The organism is Actinoplanes lutulentus (assembly GCF_003259845.1).
GTDB lineage: Bacteria > Actinomycetota > Actinomycetes > Mycobacteriales > Micromonosporaceae > Actinoplanes > Actinoplanes lutulentus.
Map to the genome: position 1 here is coordinate 196,570 of NZ_QLMJ01000019.1, position 14,598 is coordinate 211,167.

General features: G+C 70.9%; 12 protein-coding genes. 7 read left to right on the top strand and 5 right to left on the bottom strand.

Going from position 1 to position 14,598, the window contains the following annotated elements:
* The first annotated feature begins 64 nt into the window (after window positions 1-64).
* Window positions 65-502 carry a hypothetical protein gene (locus B0I29_RS34310; protein ID WP_111653284.1) on the top strand — a complete coding sequence of 146 codons (438 nt, stop codon included), beginning with the start codon at window positions 65-67 and terminating at the stop codon, window positions 500-502.
* Between the two features lie 8 nt (window positions 503-510).
* Here B0I29_RS34310 and B0I29_RS34315 read toward each other — a convergent pair whose 3' ends face one another.
* Window positions 511-1,338: an alpha/beta fold hydrolase gene (locus B0I29_RS34315; protein WP_111653285.1), complete on the bottom strand. Its 828-nt coding sequence runs from the start codon at window positions 1,336-1,338 to the stop codon at window positions 511-513.
* Between the two features lie 210 nt (window positions 1,339-1,548).
* Between B0I29_RS34315 and B0I29_RS34320 the strand changes: the two genes are divergently transcribed.
* Both B0I29_RS34320 and B0I29_RS34325 read left to right on the top strand, forming a co-directional pair.
* Window positions 1,549-4,104 (top strand): helix-turn-helix transcriptional regulator, encoded by a 2,556-nt coding sequence (locus B0I29_RS34320; RefSeq protein ID WP_111653286.1) that lies wholly within the window; start codon window positions 1,549-1,551, stop codon window positions 4,102-4,104.
* A 3-nt stretch (window positions 4,105-4,107) separates the two neighbouring features.
* On the top strand, window positions 4,108-6,777 hold the full coding sequence (locus tag B0I29_RS34325; protein WP_111653287.1) for a helix-turn-helix transcriptional regulator: 2,670 nt from the start codon (window positions 4,108-4,110) through the stop codon (window positions 6,775-6,777).
* Here B0I29_RS34325 and B0I29_RS34330 read toward each other — a convergent pair.
* On the bottom strand, window positions 6,743-7,480 hold the full coding sequence (locus B0I29_RS34330; protein ID WP_111653288.1) for an alpha/beta fold hydrolase: 738 nt from the start codon (window positions 7,478-7,480) through the stop codon (window positions 6,743-6,745). The genes B0I29_RS34325 and B0I29_RS34330 overlap by 35 nt on opposite strands.
* A gap of 129 nt (window positions 7,481-7,609) precedes the next feature.
* Between B0I29_RS34330 and B0I29_RS34335 the strand changes: the two genes are divergently transcribed.
* Together B0I29_RS34335 and B0I29_RS34340 are read left to right on the top strand one after the other, a co-directional pair.
* Window positions 7,610-8,317, top strand: a complete 708-nt coding sequence (locus B0I29_RS34335) for a mechanosensitive ion channel domain-containing protein (protein WP_111653329.1) — start codon at window positions 7,610-7,612, stop codon at window positions 8,315-8,317.
* Between the two features lie 11 nt (window positions 8,318-8,328).
* A complete protein-coding gene (locus B0I29_RS34340; RefSeq protein ID WP_111653330.1) occupies window positions 8,329-8,988 on the top strand; it encodes an HAD family hydrolase in 660 nt (219 codons plus the stop codon).
* A 21-nt stretch (window positions 8,989-9,009) separates the two neighbouring features.
* Here the strand turns inward: B0I29_RS34340 and B0I29_RS34345 are convergent, their stop codons facing one another.
* Window positions 9,010-11,274, bottom strand: a complete 2,265-nt coding sequence (locus tag B0I29_RS34345) for a helix-turn-helix domain-containing protein (protein WP_221401686.1) — start codon at window positions 11,272-11,274, stop codon at window positions 9,010-9,012.
* Between the two features lie 650 nt (window positions 11,275-11,924).
* Between B0I29_RS34345 and B0I29_RS34350 the strand changes: the two genes are divergently transcribed.
* Window positions 11,925-13,004 carry a DUF4037 domain-containing protein gene (locus tag B0I29_RS34350; RefSeq protein WP_245972970.1) on the top strand — a complete coding sequence of 360 codons (1,080 nt, stop codon included), beginning with the start codon at window positions 11,925-11,927 and terminating at the stop codon, window positions 13,002-13,004.
* On the opposite strand, the gene B0I29_RS34355 is transcribed toward B0I29_RS34350, so the two are convergent.
* Together B0I29_RS34355 and B0I29_RS46055 are read right to left on the bottom strand one after the other, a co-directional pair.
* A complete protein-coding gene (locus tag B0I29_RS34355; protein ID WP_181558108.1) occupies window positions 12,954-13,178 on the bottom strand; it encodes a hypothetical protein in 225 nt (74 codons plus the stop codon). The genes B0I29_RS34350 and B0I29_RS34355 overlap by 51 nt on opposite strands.
* 21 nt (window positions 13,179-13,199) lie before the next feature.
* Window positions 13,200-13,373, bottom strand: a complete 174-nt coding sequence (locus B0I29_RS46055; protein ID WP_181558109.1) for a hypothetical protein — start codon at window positions 13,371-13,373, stop codon at window positions 13,200-13,202.
* Window positions 13,374-13,603: 230 nt separating this feature from the next.
* Between B0I29_RS46055 and B0I29_RS34360 the strand changes: the two genes are divergently transcribed.
* Window positions 13,604-14,578, top strand: coding sequence for a hypothetical protein (locus tag B0I29_RS34360; RefSeq protein WP_111653292.1), 975 nt, complete (start codon window positions 13,604-13,606; stop codon window positions 14,576-14,578).
* Window positions 14,579-14,598: the final 20 nt, after the last annotated feature.

Consider the following 14,598-nt stretch of genomic DNA (forward strand, 5'->3'; position numbering starts at 1 on the left):
GCCCGATACGGTCAATCGACTTCTATGGATATCATTTCGTTACCGAGAAGAACCGGGGCACGACATGAACTGGGCAGACAACCCCAGGCTGAACACCTGGCTGGCGAGCCAGGAGGCTGCTTTCCCGGCCTGGTCCAGTGAGACCGGGCAGCAGTGGGACTTCTCGGTCGACTCGCTGGACCGCCTCGAACAGCTGCTCCGGGAGCGCTTTGCCGGCTGGGACGAGTTGCTCGCCGCCGAGGACGAGCCGGTGGTGACCGTCCCGGCCTGGTACCTCGGCGAGGTGCAGAACCGGAACTGCGGCACGTCGTGGTACCGCAACCCGGTCGTGCCCACCCACCCGGACCAGCCGAAGACCCCGTTCGTCCAGCTCCCCGAGGACCCCGAGGCGGGGTACGAGGACGACGTCCCGCCGGGTAGCAACCCGTTCACCGAGATTCGCGGTCTGTTCGTCCGCGAAGACGGCCGACGGCTACGGGACGTCGTCTCTCGTTACCCCTGACAAGAGGTTCAGCTCTTCCAGAACTCGAGCAGGTCCTTGTCCAGCTCCTGCTGGTACGCGCCCGCGATGCCGTGCGGGCCACCCGGGTACAGCTTCAGGGTGCCGTTCTTGACCAGCTTGATGGCTTTCTCCGAGGCGGCGGCCGGCGGCACGATCTGGTCGTCGTCGCCCTGCGCGATGAAGATCGGGACGTCGAGCTTCTGCAGGTCGGCGGTGAAGTCGGTCTCGGAGAACTGCTTCACGCAGTCGTAGACCGCGGCGAAGCCGGCCTGCATGCCGAGCCGCCAGAACTGGTCACGCTGACCCTGGGAGATCGTCGAGCCGGGCCGGTTCGTACCGAAGAAGGGCTCGGAAAGGTCCTTGAAGAACTGCGAGCGGTCGGCGAGGACGCCGGCGCGGATCCCGTCGAACGCCTCGATCGGCGTTCCTTCCGGGTTGCTCTCCGACTTCACCATGATCGGCGGAACCGCGCCGGCCGTGGCGATCTTCACAACCCGTCCGACGCCGTGCGTCGCGGCGAACCGGACCACCTCGCCACCACCGGTCGAGTGGCCGACCAGGATGATGTCGCGCAGGTCCAGGGCACGCACCAGGGCGTCCAGGTCCGCGGCGTACGTGTCCATGTCGTTGCCGAAGTAGGTCTGCGTCGACCGGCCGTGTCCACGGCGGTCGTGGGCGATGGCCCGGAACCCGTTGTCGGCGGCGAGCTTCATCTCGACGTCCCACGCGTCACTGCTCAGCGGCCAGCCGTGGCTGAAGATGATCGGCTGGGCGTCCTTGTTGCCCCAGTCCTTGTAGAAGATCTCGGTGCCGTCGTCAGTGGTGATGAAAGGCATGGCTGGCTCCTCGCCGGATGTCGCTGCGGCCGTCCCGCATCGCTCGAATACCAAACTGCCCGCCCGGCCGGGTGATGCCATCCGTCGAATGACTGCTCACGTACGAACAGCGACGGGCGTCACGCAGAACCTTGAGACTTCATGCTTTCTGCCTGGCGTATCTCACATTCGGGTAGTGGACTGTTCCTTCACACAGGGAGCAGGCAGAAAATGGGCGGCGTGGAACTGATCGGCCGGGCACGGGAGCTGGCCGACCTCACCGCGGCCGTCGGCGCCGCCGGGCACGGGCCGGCGTCGTTGCTGCTCCGCGGCGCGGCCGGCGTGGGAAAGACCGCACTGCTGGAGGCGGCAGCGGACGACGCGCGCCACCGCGGTTACCTGGTCCGGCACGTCACGACGTCCGCACCACAGCCGTACGCACTGCTGTGCCAGATCCTAAAAGACGATAAATCCGACTTGCCGTTTCACCTACGCCAGCACCCGTCACAGCTCGACGAACCAGCGCTGGTAACCGCGTTGCTTCTCACCTTCGACCTGCTGACCAGGGACGGTCCAGCCTTGATCGTGGCCGACGACATCCACCGCTGCGACGAGGCGTCGACCCGAGCCCTCGCCACCGCGCTGAGCAACACCTCCACCGAGCGGATCGCCATCCTGCTCGCGGCCCGCGACAACACCCCGCCGATCCCGGGCATACCGCGATACGACATCGGCCCGCTCCCCGAGGAAGCAGCGGCCCGCCTGCTCGACACCCTGACGCGGCCAGCCGGGCGCCAGAACCGTGCCGAGATCCTGCGCAGGGCAGAGGGCAACCCGCTCTCACTCCGGATATTGACCGGCGAACAGCTGCCCCCGGAGTTCCCGGACGCGATCCGCGCACTGCCTCCGGCCACCCGCTGGCTGTTGCTGCACGCGGCTCTGGCCGGCGACCCCGAGCACATCGGCACCCTGACCCGGGCCGCCGGCATGTCCCTGGACCTGCGTCACTGGGCGCCGGCCGAGCAGGCCGGGCTGATCGCCGTACGCGACGGGCAATCCCACTTCCGGCACCCGCTGTACCGGGCCGCCTGCACCGTCGTCGAGACCCCGGGCGACGTGGCACGGGCGCACCGCAACCTGGCGGCCGCGACCGACGACCCGTACCACCGGGCCCGGCACCTGGCCGAGGGCAACCCGGGCCGCGACGAGGAAGTGGCCGCCGCCCTGGAAACGGCCGCCGCCGGCTCCCTGGCCCGCAGCGATTACCTGGCCGCCGCCGGGGCGTTGCAGTCCGCTGCCGAGCGCAGCGGCGACGACGAGGCGGCCGCCCGGCGATATGCCCGAGCCGTCTTCGCCGCCCACCGCAGCGGCGATCCGGAGTGGACGATCCGGCTCTACGAGAAATCCGTCGCCCTGACCACCGATCCGGACGTGACCGGCATGGCCGCCACCGGCGCCGGTTTCGCGCTGGTCCACCTGTGCCGGCCGTGGCAGGCCTTCGACATAGCCGCCCAGGCCGCCCGCGGCAGCGCCCGCACGAACCAGATCGCCCTGGCCGCGGCCGCGGCGGCTCTGCACTCCGGCGATCCCGCTCACCGCGAGCAGCTGCCGAGCCTGCTGCCGGCCGACACCAGGCCCGAGGACCAGCTCACCCGGGACGCCATCCTCGCGATCGCCGACCCGGCCACCTTCACGGCCCGCCCGATCACCGATCGGAGCACCACACCGGGGATCACCCGCACGCTGCTCACCGGCACGATCGCGTTCCTGATCGACGACTCCGCGAAAGCGGCCGCCGAGCTCCGCTCACTCTGGGACATGGGTACGCAGTACGGCGCTCACGGCGCCGTCCTCGGTTCGTTCCCCCTGCTGATCATCGCGCTGATCGACGCCGGAAAATGGGCCGAGGCCGACCGCCTGATGACCGACGCCGAGCAGTCCGCCGAGATCCGCGTCCCGGTCCTGGGTTCGGTCCTGCCGGCCCTCCGGTCCGTCCTTCACTCACTGCGCCACGTGGGTACGCCCACCGAGGCCCCGAACGATCCGCCGAACACCACACTGCTCGGCAACATCCAGCAGCGGGCGTCCGCACTCACCGCCCTGTCCGCCGGCGACTACCCGCTGGCCTACCAGCGTTTCCGCGCCCTGTGGGACACCGACGGCACGCCCCGGCACTACGTCCTCGCCCCCCGCAGCCTGCCGCAGCTCGCCCTGACCGCCGCGATCACCGGCAACCGCGCCGACGCCGTGACAGTCCTGCGGCTCGCCGAATCGTCCGCGGGGACCACCACCAGCCGGATGACCATGCTCCTGGCCCACGCCGAAGCCCTGCTCGACGAGACCGACGGCGCCGAGGACCACTTCCAGCGCGCCCTCGCCGACCCGCAGCGCGCCTTGCAATGGCCTCTTGAGTACGCCGAAGCCCAGCTCAACCTCGGTCTCTGGCTGCGCGGCCGGCGGCGCCTGCACGACGCCCGCCCGCATCTGCTCTCGGCCCGGGACACGTTCCTGCGGCTCGGCGCCGAGGGCCACGCCGAGCAGGCCCGCCGCGGTCTGCCGGTCGGCCTGCGCGCCGCCGGCGAGCCGGAACCCGAGGCGGACGCGTTCGCCGCCCTCACCGCACAGAAGCAGATGATCGCCCGGATGGCCGCCGCCGGGATGAGCAACCGGCAGATCGCCGAGAAGCTGTTCCTCTCACCCCGCACGGTCGGCTCCCACCTGTACCGGATCTACGCGGAACTGGGCGTCGGCAGCCGCCATCAGCTCCGCACCCTGATCGAAAGTTGACGGATGCCGTTCTCACTGCTGATCGGCCGGGATGCCGAGCTGTCCCGGATCAGCCACCTCACGGGCTCGCTCTTCCTCTCCGGCCCTCGCGGTGCGGGTAAGTCCGCGCTGCTCGCCGCGGCGGCCGCCGCCGCGCGTGACGCCGGCCGGCGGGTCCTCGTGCTGCGCGGCGGTCCCGGTCCGTGGCCGCTGCGGCAGCTGCTGCTCGGCATCCGCCACGACCTCGCCGGCCTGCCGGCCCGGACGAGCGGTCCGGCGCTCGCCTTCCTCGGCCTGGAAACAGGCCCGAACACGGACCTGGAAAAGGACCTGTCACCACCGGACCCCGGCGATCTGCCGGCCGTGGTCCGCGCGGCGTTGACCGCGGTAGCCGCGAAGACGCCGATCCTGATCGTCGCCGACGACGTGCACGACCTCGGCGAGGACGCCCTGGCCACCCTCGCGGCCCTGGCCGCCCAGCCGGAAGGCTCGAACGTCGCCGTCCTGGCCGCCGGCCGAACCCCGCCGCCGGACGCCCTGGCCGCGCTGCCGCTGCTCACCCTGCCCCCACTCGGCCCGGAGGACGCGGCCCGGCTGCTCGACGAACGCGACCGCTCCCCCTCGGCCCGCGACCGGGCCACGATCCTGCACCGGTCCGCCGGCAATCCGGCCGCGCTCATCGAGTTCGGCAGCACCGCGTCCCCGGCGGGCGGCCTGCTCGCCGAGTTCACCGATGCCCTGGCCGGGCTACCGACCCCGGTACGCACCCTGCTCCTCTACGCCGCCGCGGCCGGCTTCCCCACCGACGCTCCCCGTCTGGCCCGGGCAGCCGCGAACAGCACCTCGCCACAGCCGAGTCCCGCGAGTCACGCTGCCGGGGACGGTGACGCCGCGCAGACCGACTGGGCACCCGCCGAGCATGCCGGTCTCATCACCCGCTCCGGCACGCTGATCCGTTTCACTCACCCGCTGGCCGCCGAAGCCGCCTACCGCTACGCCTCCGCGCACCTGCGACGCCGCGTCCACCACGATCTCGCCGCGGCCTTCACCGACCGCCCCGAACACCAGGCGATCCAGCTCGCCGCCACCGGCTCCGGCCCGGACGAACAGGTCGCCACCGCCCTCGAAGAGGCCGCCGCGATCTTCCGCCGGCACGGGCAGCGCTACGAGGCCACCGCCGCGATGCAGCAGTCCGCCGACCGTTCCCCGTCACCACAGGCCGCGGCCCGGCGCCTCACCCAGGCCGTCGCCGACGCCCGCGACCTGCGCGACACCGCATGGACGGCCGAACTGCACGCCCAGGTCTGGCGGCTCACCGACGATCCGGACGTGCTCGCCGCCGCGGCCCGGCCGGCTGCCATGGCGATGCACTGGGCCGGCCGGCCACACGAGGCGTACGGAATCATCATGGCCGCGCTGCGTGCGGGCCCGCCGGCGAACCCGGCCGATGTCGCGCGTCTCGCCGTGATCGCCGCTCAGATCGCGTGGGTCACCTGTGACGAGGAGCATCGGCGTGGCCTCGTCCAGCTGCTGGCGGTGGCCGGAGACGAGCCGGATCGGGCCATCGCCGCGTACGCCCAGCAGGTGATCGACCCGGCCGGGCACACCGCGCGGGATCTGCTCGGCACGGCCGTCGTGCCGGCGCCGGGCACCACGCTGACCTCGGCCGACCGGCAGCGGCTCGCTCTGCTCGGCGCGATCGCCGTGCTGGAGGATCAGGTCACGCTGGCGGCCGGGTTGCTGCGCAGTTCGTTCGCCGACGATCCGGCCGCGTCGCCGGGCTTCGGGACGCTGCCGTCGCTGATCAGCGCGATGATCGACGCCGGCGAGTGGGAGGCGGCCGACTGGTACGCCGAACCCCGCCAGGCCGTCGGACTGCCGGCCATGCGGGTCACCCTGGCCGCGCTGCGGGCTCTGCTGCACGCTCTGCGCGGCGACAGTGAGGCGGCGCTGACGATGGCCCGGGAGACCTGGGAACGGCTCGACATCCAGGCCAACCGGGCCTCGCACGTGCGGCTGCTGCGCGCCGCCGGATTGGCCTCGGCGGACGGCGGCGACCAGGAGAACGGCTACCGATACCTGCGGTCGATGTTCGATGTGGACGGGCGGCCGCTGCACCCGTATCTGTCGTCGCGCGGTGTGGCCGAGCTGGCCGTCACCGCGGTCCGTTGCGGGCAGCAGGCCGACGCCCGCACGGTGGTGGCGCGGGTCCGTGAGGCGGCCGGCGCCGAGCCGAGCGCCCGGATGACGATCCTGCTCGATCTCAGCGAAGCAGTGCTGTCCGAAAATGACAGTGAGGAACTGTTCAAAAAAGCCACCGCCAACAGCGAATATCCCTACGAGCACGCGCTCGCACATCTGCACTACGGCTTCTGGCTCCGCCGGCACCGAAGCCCGCGGGAGGCTCGGGTCGTTCTCGCGTACGCGGGAAAGGTCTTTGCCGAACTAGGCGCGAGAGGCGCCGCCGAGCTTGCCGCCCGGGAGATCGCGGTGGGCGCGACCTCGATGAACGACGGCCCGGCGGCGCTGACGCCGCAGGAGAAGCAGGTGGCCGCGCTGGCCGCGCAGGGGTTGAGCAACCGCGCGATCGCCGAGCAGCTGTTCATCTCGGCGCGGACCGTCGGCACCCACCTGTCCCGGGTCTACCGCAAGACCGGAATCAGTCGTCGGCACCAGCTCGGAAACCTGTCGTGACCGAAAGCGCCTCACGGATGATGTCCGCGACCTCCTTCGGGTGCGAGAGCATCACCAGGTGCGAGGAGTCGATCTCGGTGACCTTCGCGCCGGCGCGCTGGTAACCGAAGCGCTCGACGTCCGGGTTGATGGTGTGATCCGAACTGGACACGACGCCCCAGGACGGCTTGGTCTTCCAGGCCGCGAACGGAGCCGGCTCACCGAAGGCGAACGCGGCGAGCGGACGCTGCGACACCGCGAGCACGCGGGCCAGCTCCGGGTCGACGTCGTGGGCGAAAACGGACGGGAACTTCGCGATGTCGACCGACACGTCAGTGCCGTCTTCCTCGCCCGGTACCGGGAACTTCGTGTAGACCAGCGCCGCCGCCAGGTCCGAGTCGGGGAAGCCGCCCTGCAGCTCACCGAGGCTCTCACCCTGGGCGAGGGCATAACCGGACAGGTAGACGAGGCCGGCCACGTTCTCCTCGGCACCGGCCACGGTGATCACCGCGCCGCCGTAGGAGTGTCCGACGAGCAGGACCGGGCCGTCGATCTGCCGGACCACCGAGGAGATGTAGGCGGCGTCACCGGTCAGGCTGCGGTTCGGCACGGCCGGGGCGACGACCTTGACGCCGCTGTCGAGCAGTTCCGGGATGAGCTTCGCGTAGCTGGACGCGTCGGCGAACGCGCCGTGCACGAGCACGACGGTGGGAGTGGTCGACATGGGATTTTCCTCCGGTTTATCGTTCCTGTGCTTCTGATCCTGCTCCGCCGCGACCGCGCCGTCGTCCGTCAGTCGACTGCTCGTTACTCTCTCTTCCGCAAGATCCAATGCTGTGGAGGAGCCGGCACGATGTGGCGCAAGCGGCTGATCGACGAGCACATTCGTCCCGATTTCCGCCGGGCGGTGATATTCGGCCTGGGCGCGCTGGTCGCGCTCATCTTCGGTACGCAGACCGGCACGCTGACGATCCGATACGGATGCGCGCTGCTGGTGGCACTTTTCGGGGTGCTCGCGACCCGTTCGGCCGCCCGTGAGGTGCACCGCATCGCGGTGGCCCGGGCCGGCAACGAGGCCGGCACACCGCTGCGACTGCTGGTGCAGCTGGCCGGATACGTCCTGGTGATCAGCACGGTCTGCGACATGCTCGGTGTCGGCCTGGAACATCTGCTGGTCGGCGGCGCGGTCACCGGCATCATCGTCGGCCTGGCCGCCCAGCCGGTGCTCGGCAACCTCTTCGCCGGACTGGTCCTGCTCTTCGCCCGCCCCTATGTGCCCGGCCGCCGGATCCGGGTGATGTCGGGCGCGCTGAACGGCCCGCACGTCGGCGTGATCGTCTCGGCGGGGCTGCTCTACACCGTGCTGGACACCGACGACGGGCCGCTGAACATCCCGAACTCGCAGCTCATGGCGTCAGCGGTAGGCCCGTTCGACGGAGAATGGCCCCCACCGGAGACCTCCCCTTCCGCCCCCTCACCTCATCAAGCCGGCGAAGACCTCGCCGTCGTCGTCGCCGGCGCTGCGAGCACCCGCCGCTCTCAGGACCAGGACGGTGTGTGAGGGTCATGGTCATGTTCCAAGCTGTGCTCTTCGACTGTGACGGTGTCCTCGTCGACTCCGAGCGGATCACCAACCGTGTGCTCCGCGCGATGCTCCGCGACCTGGGCTGGGAGCTCACCGAAGCGGAGGGCTTCACGCTTTTCGTCGGCCGCTCCCTCATCGACGAAGCGGGTGTGATCGCCGCCAACACCGGGTTCGTCGTGACCGACGAGTGGATCGGCGAGTTCCGCCGCCGCCGCAACGAGGCCCTCGCCCTCGACCTGGAGGCGATCCCCGGTGCGGTGTCCGCCGTCCACGAGATCAGCCGGATCTTCGACGGCAAGGTGGCCTGCGCGAGCGGCGCCGACCGCCCCAAGATCGACCTTCAGCTGACCAAGGTGGGCCTGGCCGACGCGTTCGCCGGCAAGATCTTCAGTGGCATGGAGATGCCGCGCAGCAAGCCGGCCCCCGACGTCTACCTGGCTGCCGCGGCCGCCCTCGGCGTCGACCCGGCACGCACGGCCGTCATCGAGGACACCCCCGCGGGCGTCCGCGCCGGGGTAGCCGCCGGCGCGACCGTGTACGGGTACTGCCCGCCCGACAGCCTCGCCCACCACGAGCCGCAGGCGCTGATCGCCGTCGGCGCCACCCACATCTTCACCAGCATGGCCGAGCTGCCGAAGCTGCTGTAGTCCTGCCCGGTCGATACAGGCCTAGGCTGCCGCGTCGAGCTCGGCCAAGGTCCGCCGGGCCAGCTCCTCGTTGTTCCGGAACGACCCCGCGGCGAGCAGCTCGACGGCCCGCGTCAGGTCCGGCCGGGCCAGCTCGGCCGGGCCGAGTGCGGCCCGCGCCCGGCCCATCGTGAGGTGCAGTTCACCCAGGTACCCGGCGTACCCGAACTCGGCGGCCATCGGCAGCGCCTGCTCGGCCTCGCGCAGCGCCTCCGCCCAGCGGCCGGCATCGGCCAGGGCGCGGGCGCCGATCGCGTACGCACAGGTCCGGGCACTCAGAGCGGGCCGTGGCGCGACCGGCCGCGCCTCGATCTCGCGCAGCGCGGCCGCCGCCTCGGCGATCGCCTCGTCGTGCCGCCCCATCACGCTGAGCAGCATCGCTATCCCGGGACGCAGCTGAACGTACGCATCATGGTCGTCGATCGAATCGGCAAGCCGGCACGCCTCCCGGTACGCGTCCAGAGCCCGGGGATACTGACCGTCGTTGCGCCAGGCGTCCCCGGCGTACCGCAGAGCCCAGCCCTGCTCCTTCACGTCGCCGAGATCGCCGGCGATCCGGTGGCCCTCCATCGCGATGTCGCCGCCGAGGTCGGGCCGGCGCAGGCAGTGGGTGGCCGCCCAGGACAGATAGTTGATGTGGGTGACCTCCTGATGCCGGTCCGGCAGGTGCGCCGCGGCGGCCCGGGACAGGCTGTACACCTCGAACCAGTGCGCGTGCCGCACGGTCCGGTCGGAGTACCAGTGCATCGCCTCGGCCACGTCGACGACCAGCTGGTGCCGGCCGTCAGCGGCGACGATCCGCAGCGCGCCGATCCAGTTGCCGGTCTCGTCGCGCAGCCAGTCACCGGCCTCGTCCAGGGTGGCGAGCGGGATCAGACCGGTCCAGCCTTCGGGCAGACTTCCGTACGCCGGCTCGAACCACCGCCCCGCCACGATCGCCGTCTCCAGCAACCAGTCGACCATGCTCTTCGCGGTGGCCACCCGGATCCCGGCCGCTTCCTCGGTGCGCAGCCGCTGCTCGGCGAAGAGCCGGATGAGGTCGTGAAAACGGTACCGGTCGAACCCTTCCGTCTGCAGAAGCCCCAGCTCGACAAGCTCATCCAGCCCGTCGACAACGTCGCTTTCTCCGGTGAGCACCGCTGCGATCGGCGGCGCGAAGTCCACCCCCGGCACATGCGCGAGCCGCCGGAACAACGCCCGGGCGCCATTCGACAGCTGAGCGTGCGACAACGCGAACGCCGCCGCCACCCCGAGATCCCCGGCCTCCAGAACAGCGAGGCGCCGATCAGCGTCGGCAAGCCGTTCCTTCAAATGCTCAGCCGACCAGTTCGGCCGGGTGGCGAGCCGGGTTCCGGCGATCCGCAACGCCAGCGGAAGGTGCCCGCACAACCGCGCGACGGCATCAACAGCCTGCCCGGCCTCAGGCAACGCGGCCTGCTCGGCGATGCCACGCAACAAGGCAGCCGACTCCCCCGGCGCCAGCGGTTCCAGAGCGATCCGCTGCACGCCTTCCAGCCCACCGAGCACCCGCCGGCTGGTGATCACCGTGAACCCGGAACCGTCCCCCGGCAGAATCGGCCGCAACTGCGCCTCATTACCCGCGTTGTCCAGCACCAGCAGACACCGCCGATCCCGCAGCACCGCCCGCAGCTGACTGGACCGTTCCTCATCACTCTCCGCGATCCGCCGAGGACTGACCTCCATGGCCTTGAGCAGCCGCAACAGCGCCTCCCCCACCGCCATCGGCTCCGGATCCGTGCCGCGCAGATCGAGATAGAAGCGCCCGTCCGGAAACTCCCCCGCCAACTCGTCAGCGATCCGCACGGCCAGCGACGTCTTGCCAAGCCCCGCCTGCCCATGCACCACCACGACGGGCGCAGGCCCATCCGGCTCGCCGCCGGCCATCTGCCGCAAAAATTCCAATTCCTGGGTACGCCCGACGAAGTCCCCCACCAGCCTCGGAAGCTCGCAGGTCCGTGGCCGCCCCGCCCCACTGTTCCGCTGCCCCTGAGCGACCTCCCGCAGCATTCCCGCGTCAACCCCGAGCCCACCGGCAAGAGCGTTAAGAGTGCGCGTCTGAGGCGCCCGGCTGTGCCCCCGCTCCATGTCACTGATAGCCCGGGCACTGACCCCCGACAGCTCAGCAAGCTGCTCCATGGTCAGCCCAGCCCCCACCCGAGCCGCCCGCAGATAATCCCCGAACCCCGCCACGTTCCCACCCCTGCCCGAGCAGGTAGCAGAACACATCCACCCCCATCCCCCACCCAACCCACCACCCCAAGTGACCCCCACCCCACCCAAAGCTGGGGCAACGATGACTGTGTCGAGTTCAGGTGTGCTGCGCGCCCAAAGTCGACACGCACCGGCGGGAGCGTTTGCGGCCTGTCGACTTCGCCTCCGCCGGCCGAGAACCGGGCCCGACCACTGAGCAAGCCGAGCCCGTGAGCGAGCCGAGCCGCCGAGCGAGCCGAGCCGCGCCGCTGAGCGGACCGAGCCGCTGAGCGAGCCGAGCCGCGCCGCTGAGCGAGCCGAGCCGCGCCGCTGAGCGAGCCGAGCCGAGCCGCTGAGCGAGCCGAGCCGTAGCTCAGACATGGAATCGGGCCCTCATAAGGTGCCTGAACGACGGCCGAGGTCCGCAAGCCGTAGCTCAGCCATGTCATCGCGGCCTCATGACATGGCTGAGCTACGGCTCGCCCCTCGGCACCGAGTGACACCGCACCCGCAACGATCGCCCCCACCCCCTGGGGGCAGTAATCGCTCAAGATCCCGGCGGGGCGGCCAGCGCGGGCCGGCGAGGCGGCGGGGCGGCCAGCGCGGGCCGGCGAGGCGGCGGGGCGGGGGGCGGGCGGGGCGGGTATTCGGGTGACTGGCTTTGGGTTGTGGGGCAGGCTTCGGGGGTGGAGCCGACGTTTGTGGGCGGGGCGGAGTTGTCGGGGCGGCTGTACGCGGAGGGCGTACGCCCGCTGTTGTCGCGGCAGATGCCGGCGGTGGTGCACTCAGCCTGTTTGATCGGGGGTGGGTCTGAGGTTCTGGGGTTTGACACGGCGCGGTCCACGGATCACGACTGGGGGCCGCGACTTCAGCTCTTTCTGACGCCGGCGGATCTGGTGGCGTCGGGTGAGCGGGTTCGGGAGTTGCTGGCGGCGGGGTTGCCTGGGGAGATCGCCGGTTATCCGACCAATCTGGTGCCGGTCGGGGAACGCGGGACGCGGCACATGGTGGCCGGTGACGGTGGGCCTGTTCAGCATGGGGTTGAGGTCACGTCGCTGGATGCGTGGCTGGGCGAGCACCTCGGTTTCGATCCGCGGGCCGGGGTGAGTACGCACCACTGGCTGTCCACGCCCACTCAGCGTCTGGCGGAGGTGACCGGTGGCGCGGTGCATCACGACGGGCTGGGGCAGGTGCATGAGGTCAGGCGGGCGCTGGCGTGGTATCCCGACGACATATCGCGCTATATCGTTGCTTGTCAGTGGCAGCGCGTCGGGCAGGAGGAGGCGTTCGTCGGGCGCTGCGGTGAGGTCGGCGACGAATTGGGGTCGGCTGTCGTGGCGGCGAGGCTGGTACGCGATCTGATGCGGTTGTGTCTGCTGATCCATCGGCGCTATCCGCCGTACAGCAAATGGCTGGGCAGCGCATTCGCCCGGCTGCCGGTCGCGGCTGAGCTCATCGGGCCGATGGTCGCGGCGCTGGCGGCTACCGACTGGCGGGAGCGCGAGCGGCATCTGGTGATCGTTTATGAGGCGGTGGCCGGGCTGCACGACGATCTGGGGCTGGATCCGCGGGTGCGGTTCTTCCACGATCGGCCGTTCCGGGTGCTGGGCGCCGAGCGTTACACGCAGGCGCTGATCGCCGCCATCGATGATCCGGCGATCCGGGCGCTGCCGCTGACCGGCGCCATCGACCAGTACGCCGACAACACCGACCTGCTAACCGACCGGCGCGTGGTGATGCCGCCGCAGTTCGGCCAGCAGCGCTGACGGTCCCGGGGTCATCAGGCCGATGTCGACGAGGTACGGCTTCGCCCCGACCGGCTTGATGCTCAGCCTGGTGAGCGGGCCGGCGCCGCGCCGGTCGACGGATTCGATCGCGGACCACGGCAGGGATCCGGGCGTACGGAAGGTGCCTTTGAACTCGATCCCGGCCTCGGTCACCCGAATCCAGGCGAGCGACGGCTAGATCAGGAGGGCGTATCCGGAGCTGACGCTCAGCGCCAGGAGCAACGGCACCAGGAGCGCCGGCCGGCCACCACTGAGCAGCAGCGCCACGTTCAGCGCGATCAGCAGAGAACCGGCCAGCAGCAACACGTGGGTCAGCCAGAAACGGAACCATCGCACCCGGAACAACATGGCCGCAGATTAAGCGATCAAGCGCCGGCCCGGGGTACGCGATCCCAGCCCTTGACCGATCCGTCGAAGGCGACGCCGAGCGTTATAGTCGACTCCAGGCGGTACGCCCGCCGGAGCCTTTGGTCGGCCGCCCACGTCTGGCTGCCCGTTCGGGCCAAGAGTCGCCGACTCAGCGTGCTGATCCTTGCTGCCGTCGGTGTGCAGGGCGTGGGGCTGCCACGGAGGCGATCATGAACGACACCCATCCCCGGCGCCGTAACCCACGGCCCGGCCGCGCACGCAAACGAGCCATCCGTGAGCAGGCCGCGCGGACCGGCGTTCCCTACTCGGTTGCCGCCCGCGCGATCGCTGAGCTCGGGCTGCAGCCCGGTGAGTCGATCGCTTCGCACGGGCGCACCATCTATCCCTGCGACTCGTTCCGGCAGAGCGTCGTCGAGCAGCGCGAGCGGCGCACGTTCGCCGAGCGGCAGGCCGACACCCGCCGGGCGGCGGTGCTGCCCGCGGGGCGCGCCCAGCATCTGGTCGACCGGTTCCCGCCGGGGCGCGGCCTGACCGGCAGCGGTGTCTGCCAGCTCTACCACGGTGAGGGCCGCGCCGAGCTGCTCACGATGCTCTATTTGACGGTCGCGGTCGAGTCGCCGCCGCTCGTGCCGGACGCCGCCGGCCTGGCGTGGGCCGCCGAGCTGGGCGAGGACACCGCCCTCGACCTGGAGTGCGCCGAGCTGGACCGAGCCGCTCGCGCGCTACTGGAGAACAACATCGCCGAGCTGGACCGGGCCGCTCGCCCGCCGCTGGAGAACAGCAGCACCGCCCTGTGGCCGCGGCTCGCGGCGGCTCTGAGCTCGGCGGCCTCCGGCTCAGACCATCACCTCCGCCTGGTCGCGGAGCGCCTGACGACCACCCAGCCCGCGTGGGAGCGTGCGGACGTCGCGCTGCCGTTCGTCACAACTCCTCCGTACGACGGTGTCCGCCAGATCCTCGACGCTCTGCTGATGGTCGCCGAGGACGGCCACGCGCCCGGCACTCGCGTCCGGGTCCTGGCCGGGCCAGAATCGGGCCGACCGGCCACGATCGTCGGCGCGGTCTGGGGTGTGCTGGGGCCGCCGATCGCGTACCGCATCCAGCTCGACGGCTCGGCCGGGACCCTCGGCATGGCCGCCGGCGAGCTGATCGTCCTGGCCGGGCAGGAGTCCCTGCCCGGCTGAGAACAAAGGCGGAACGGTCA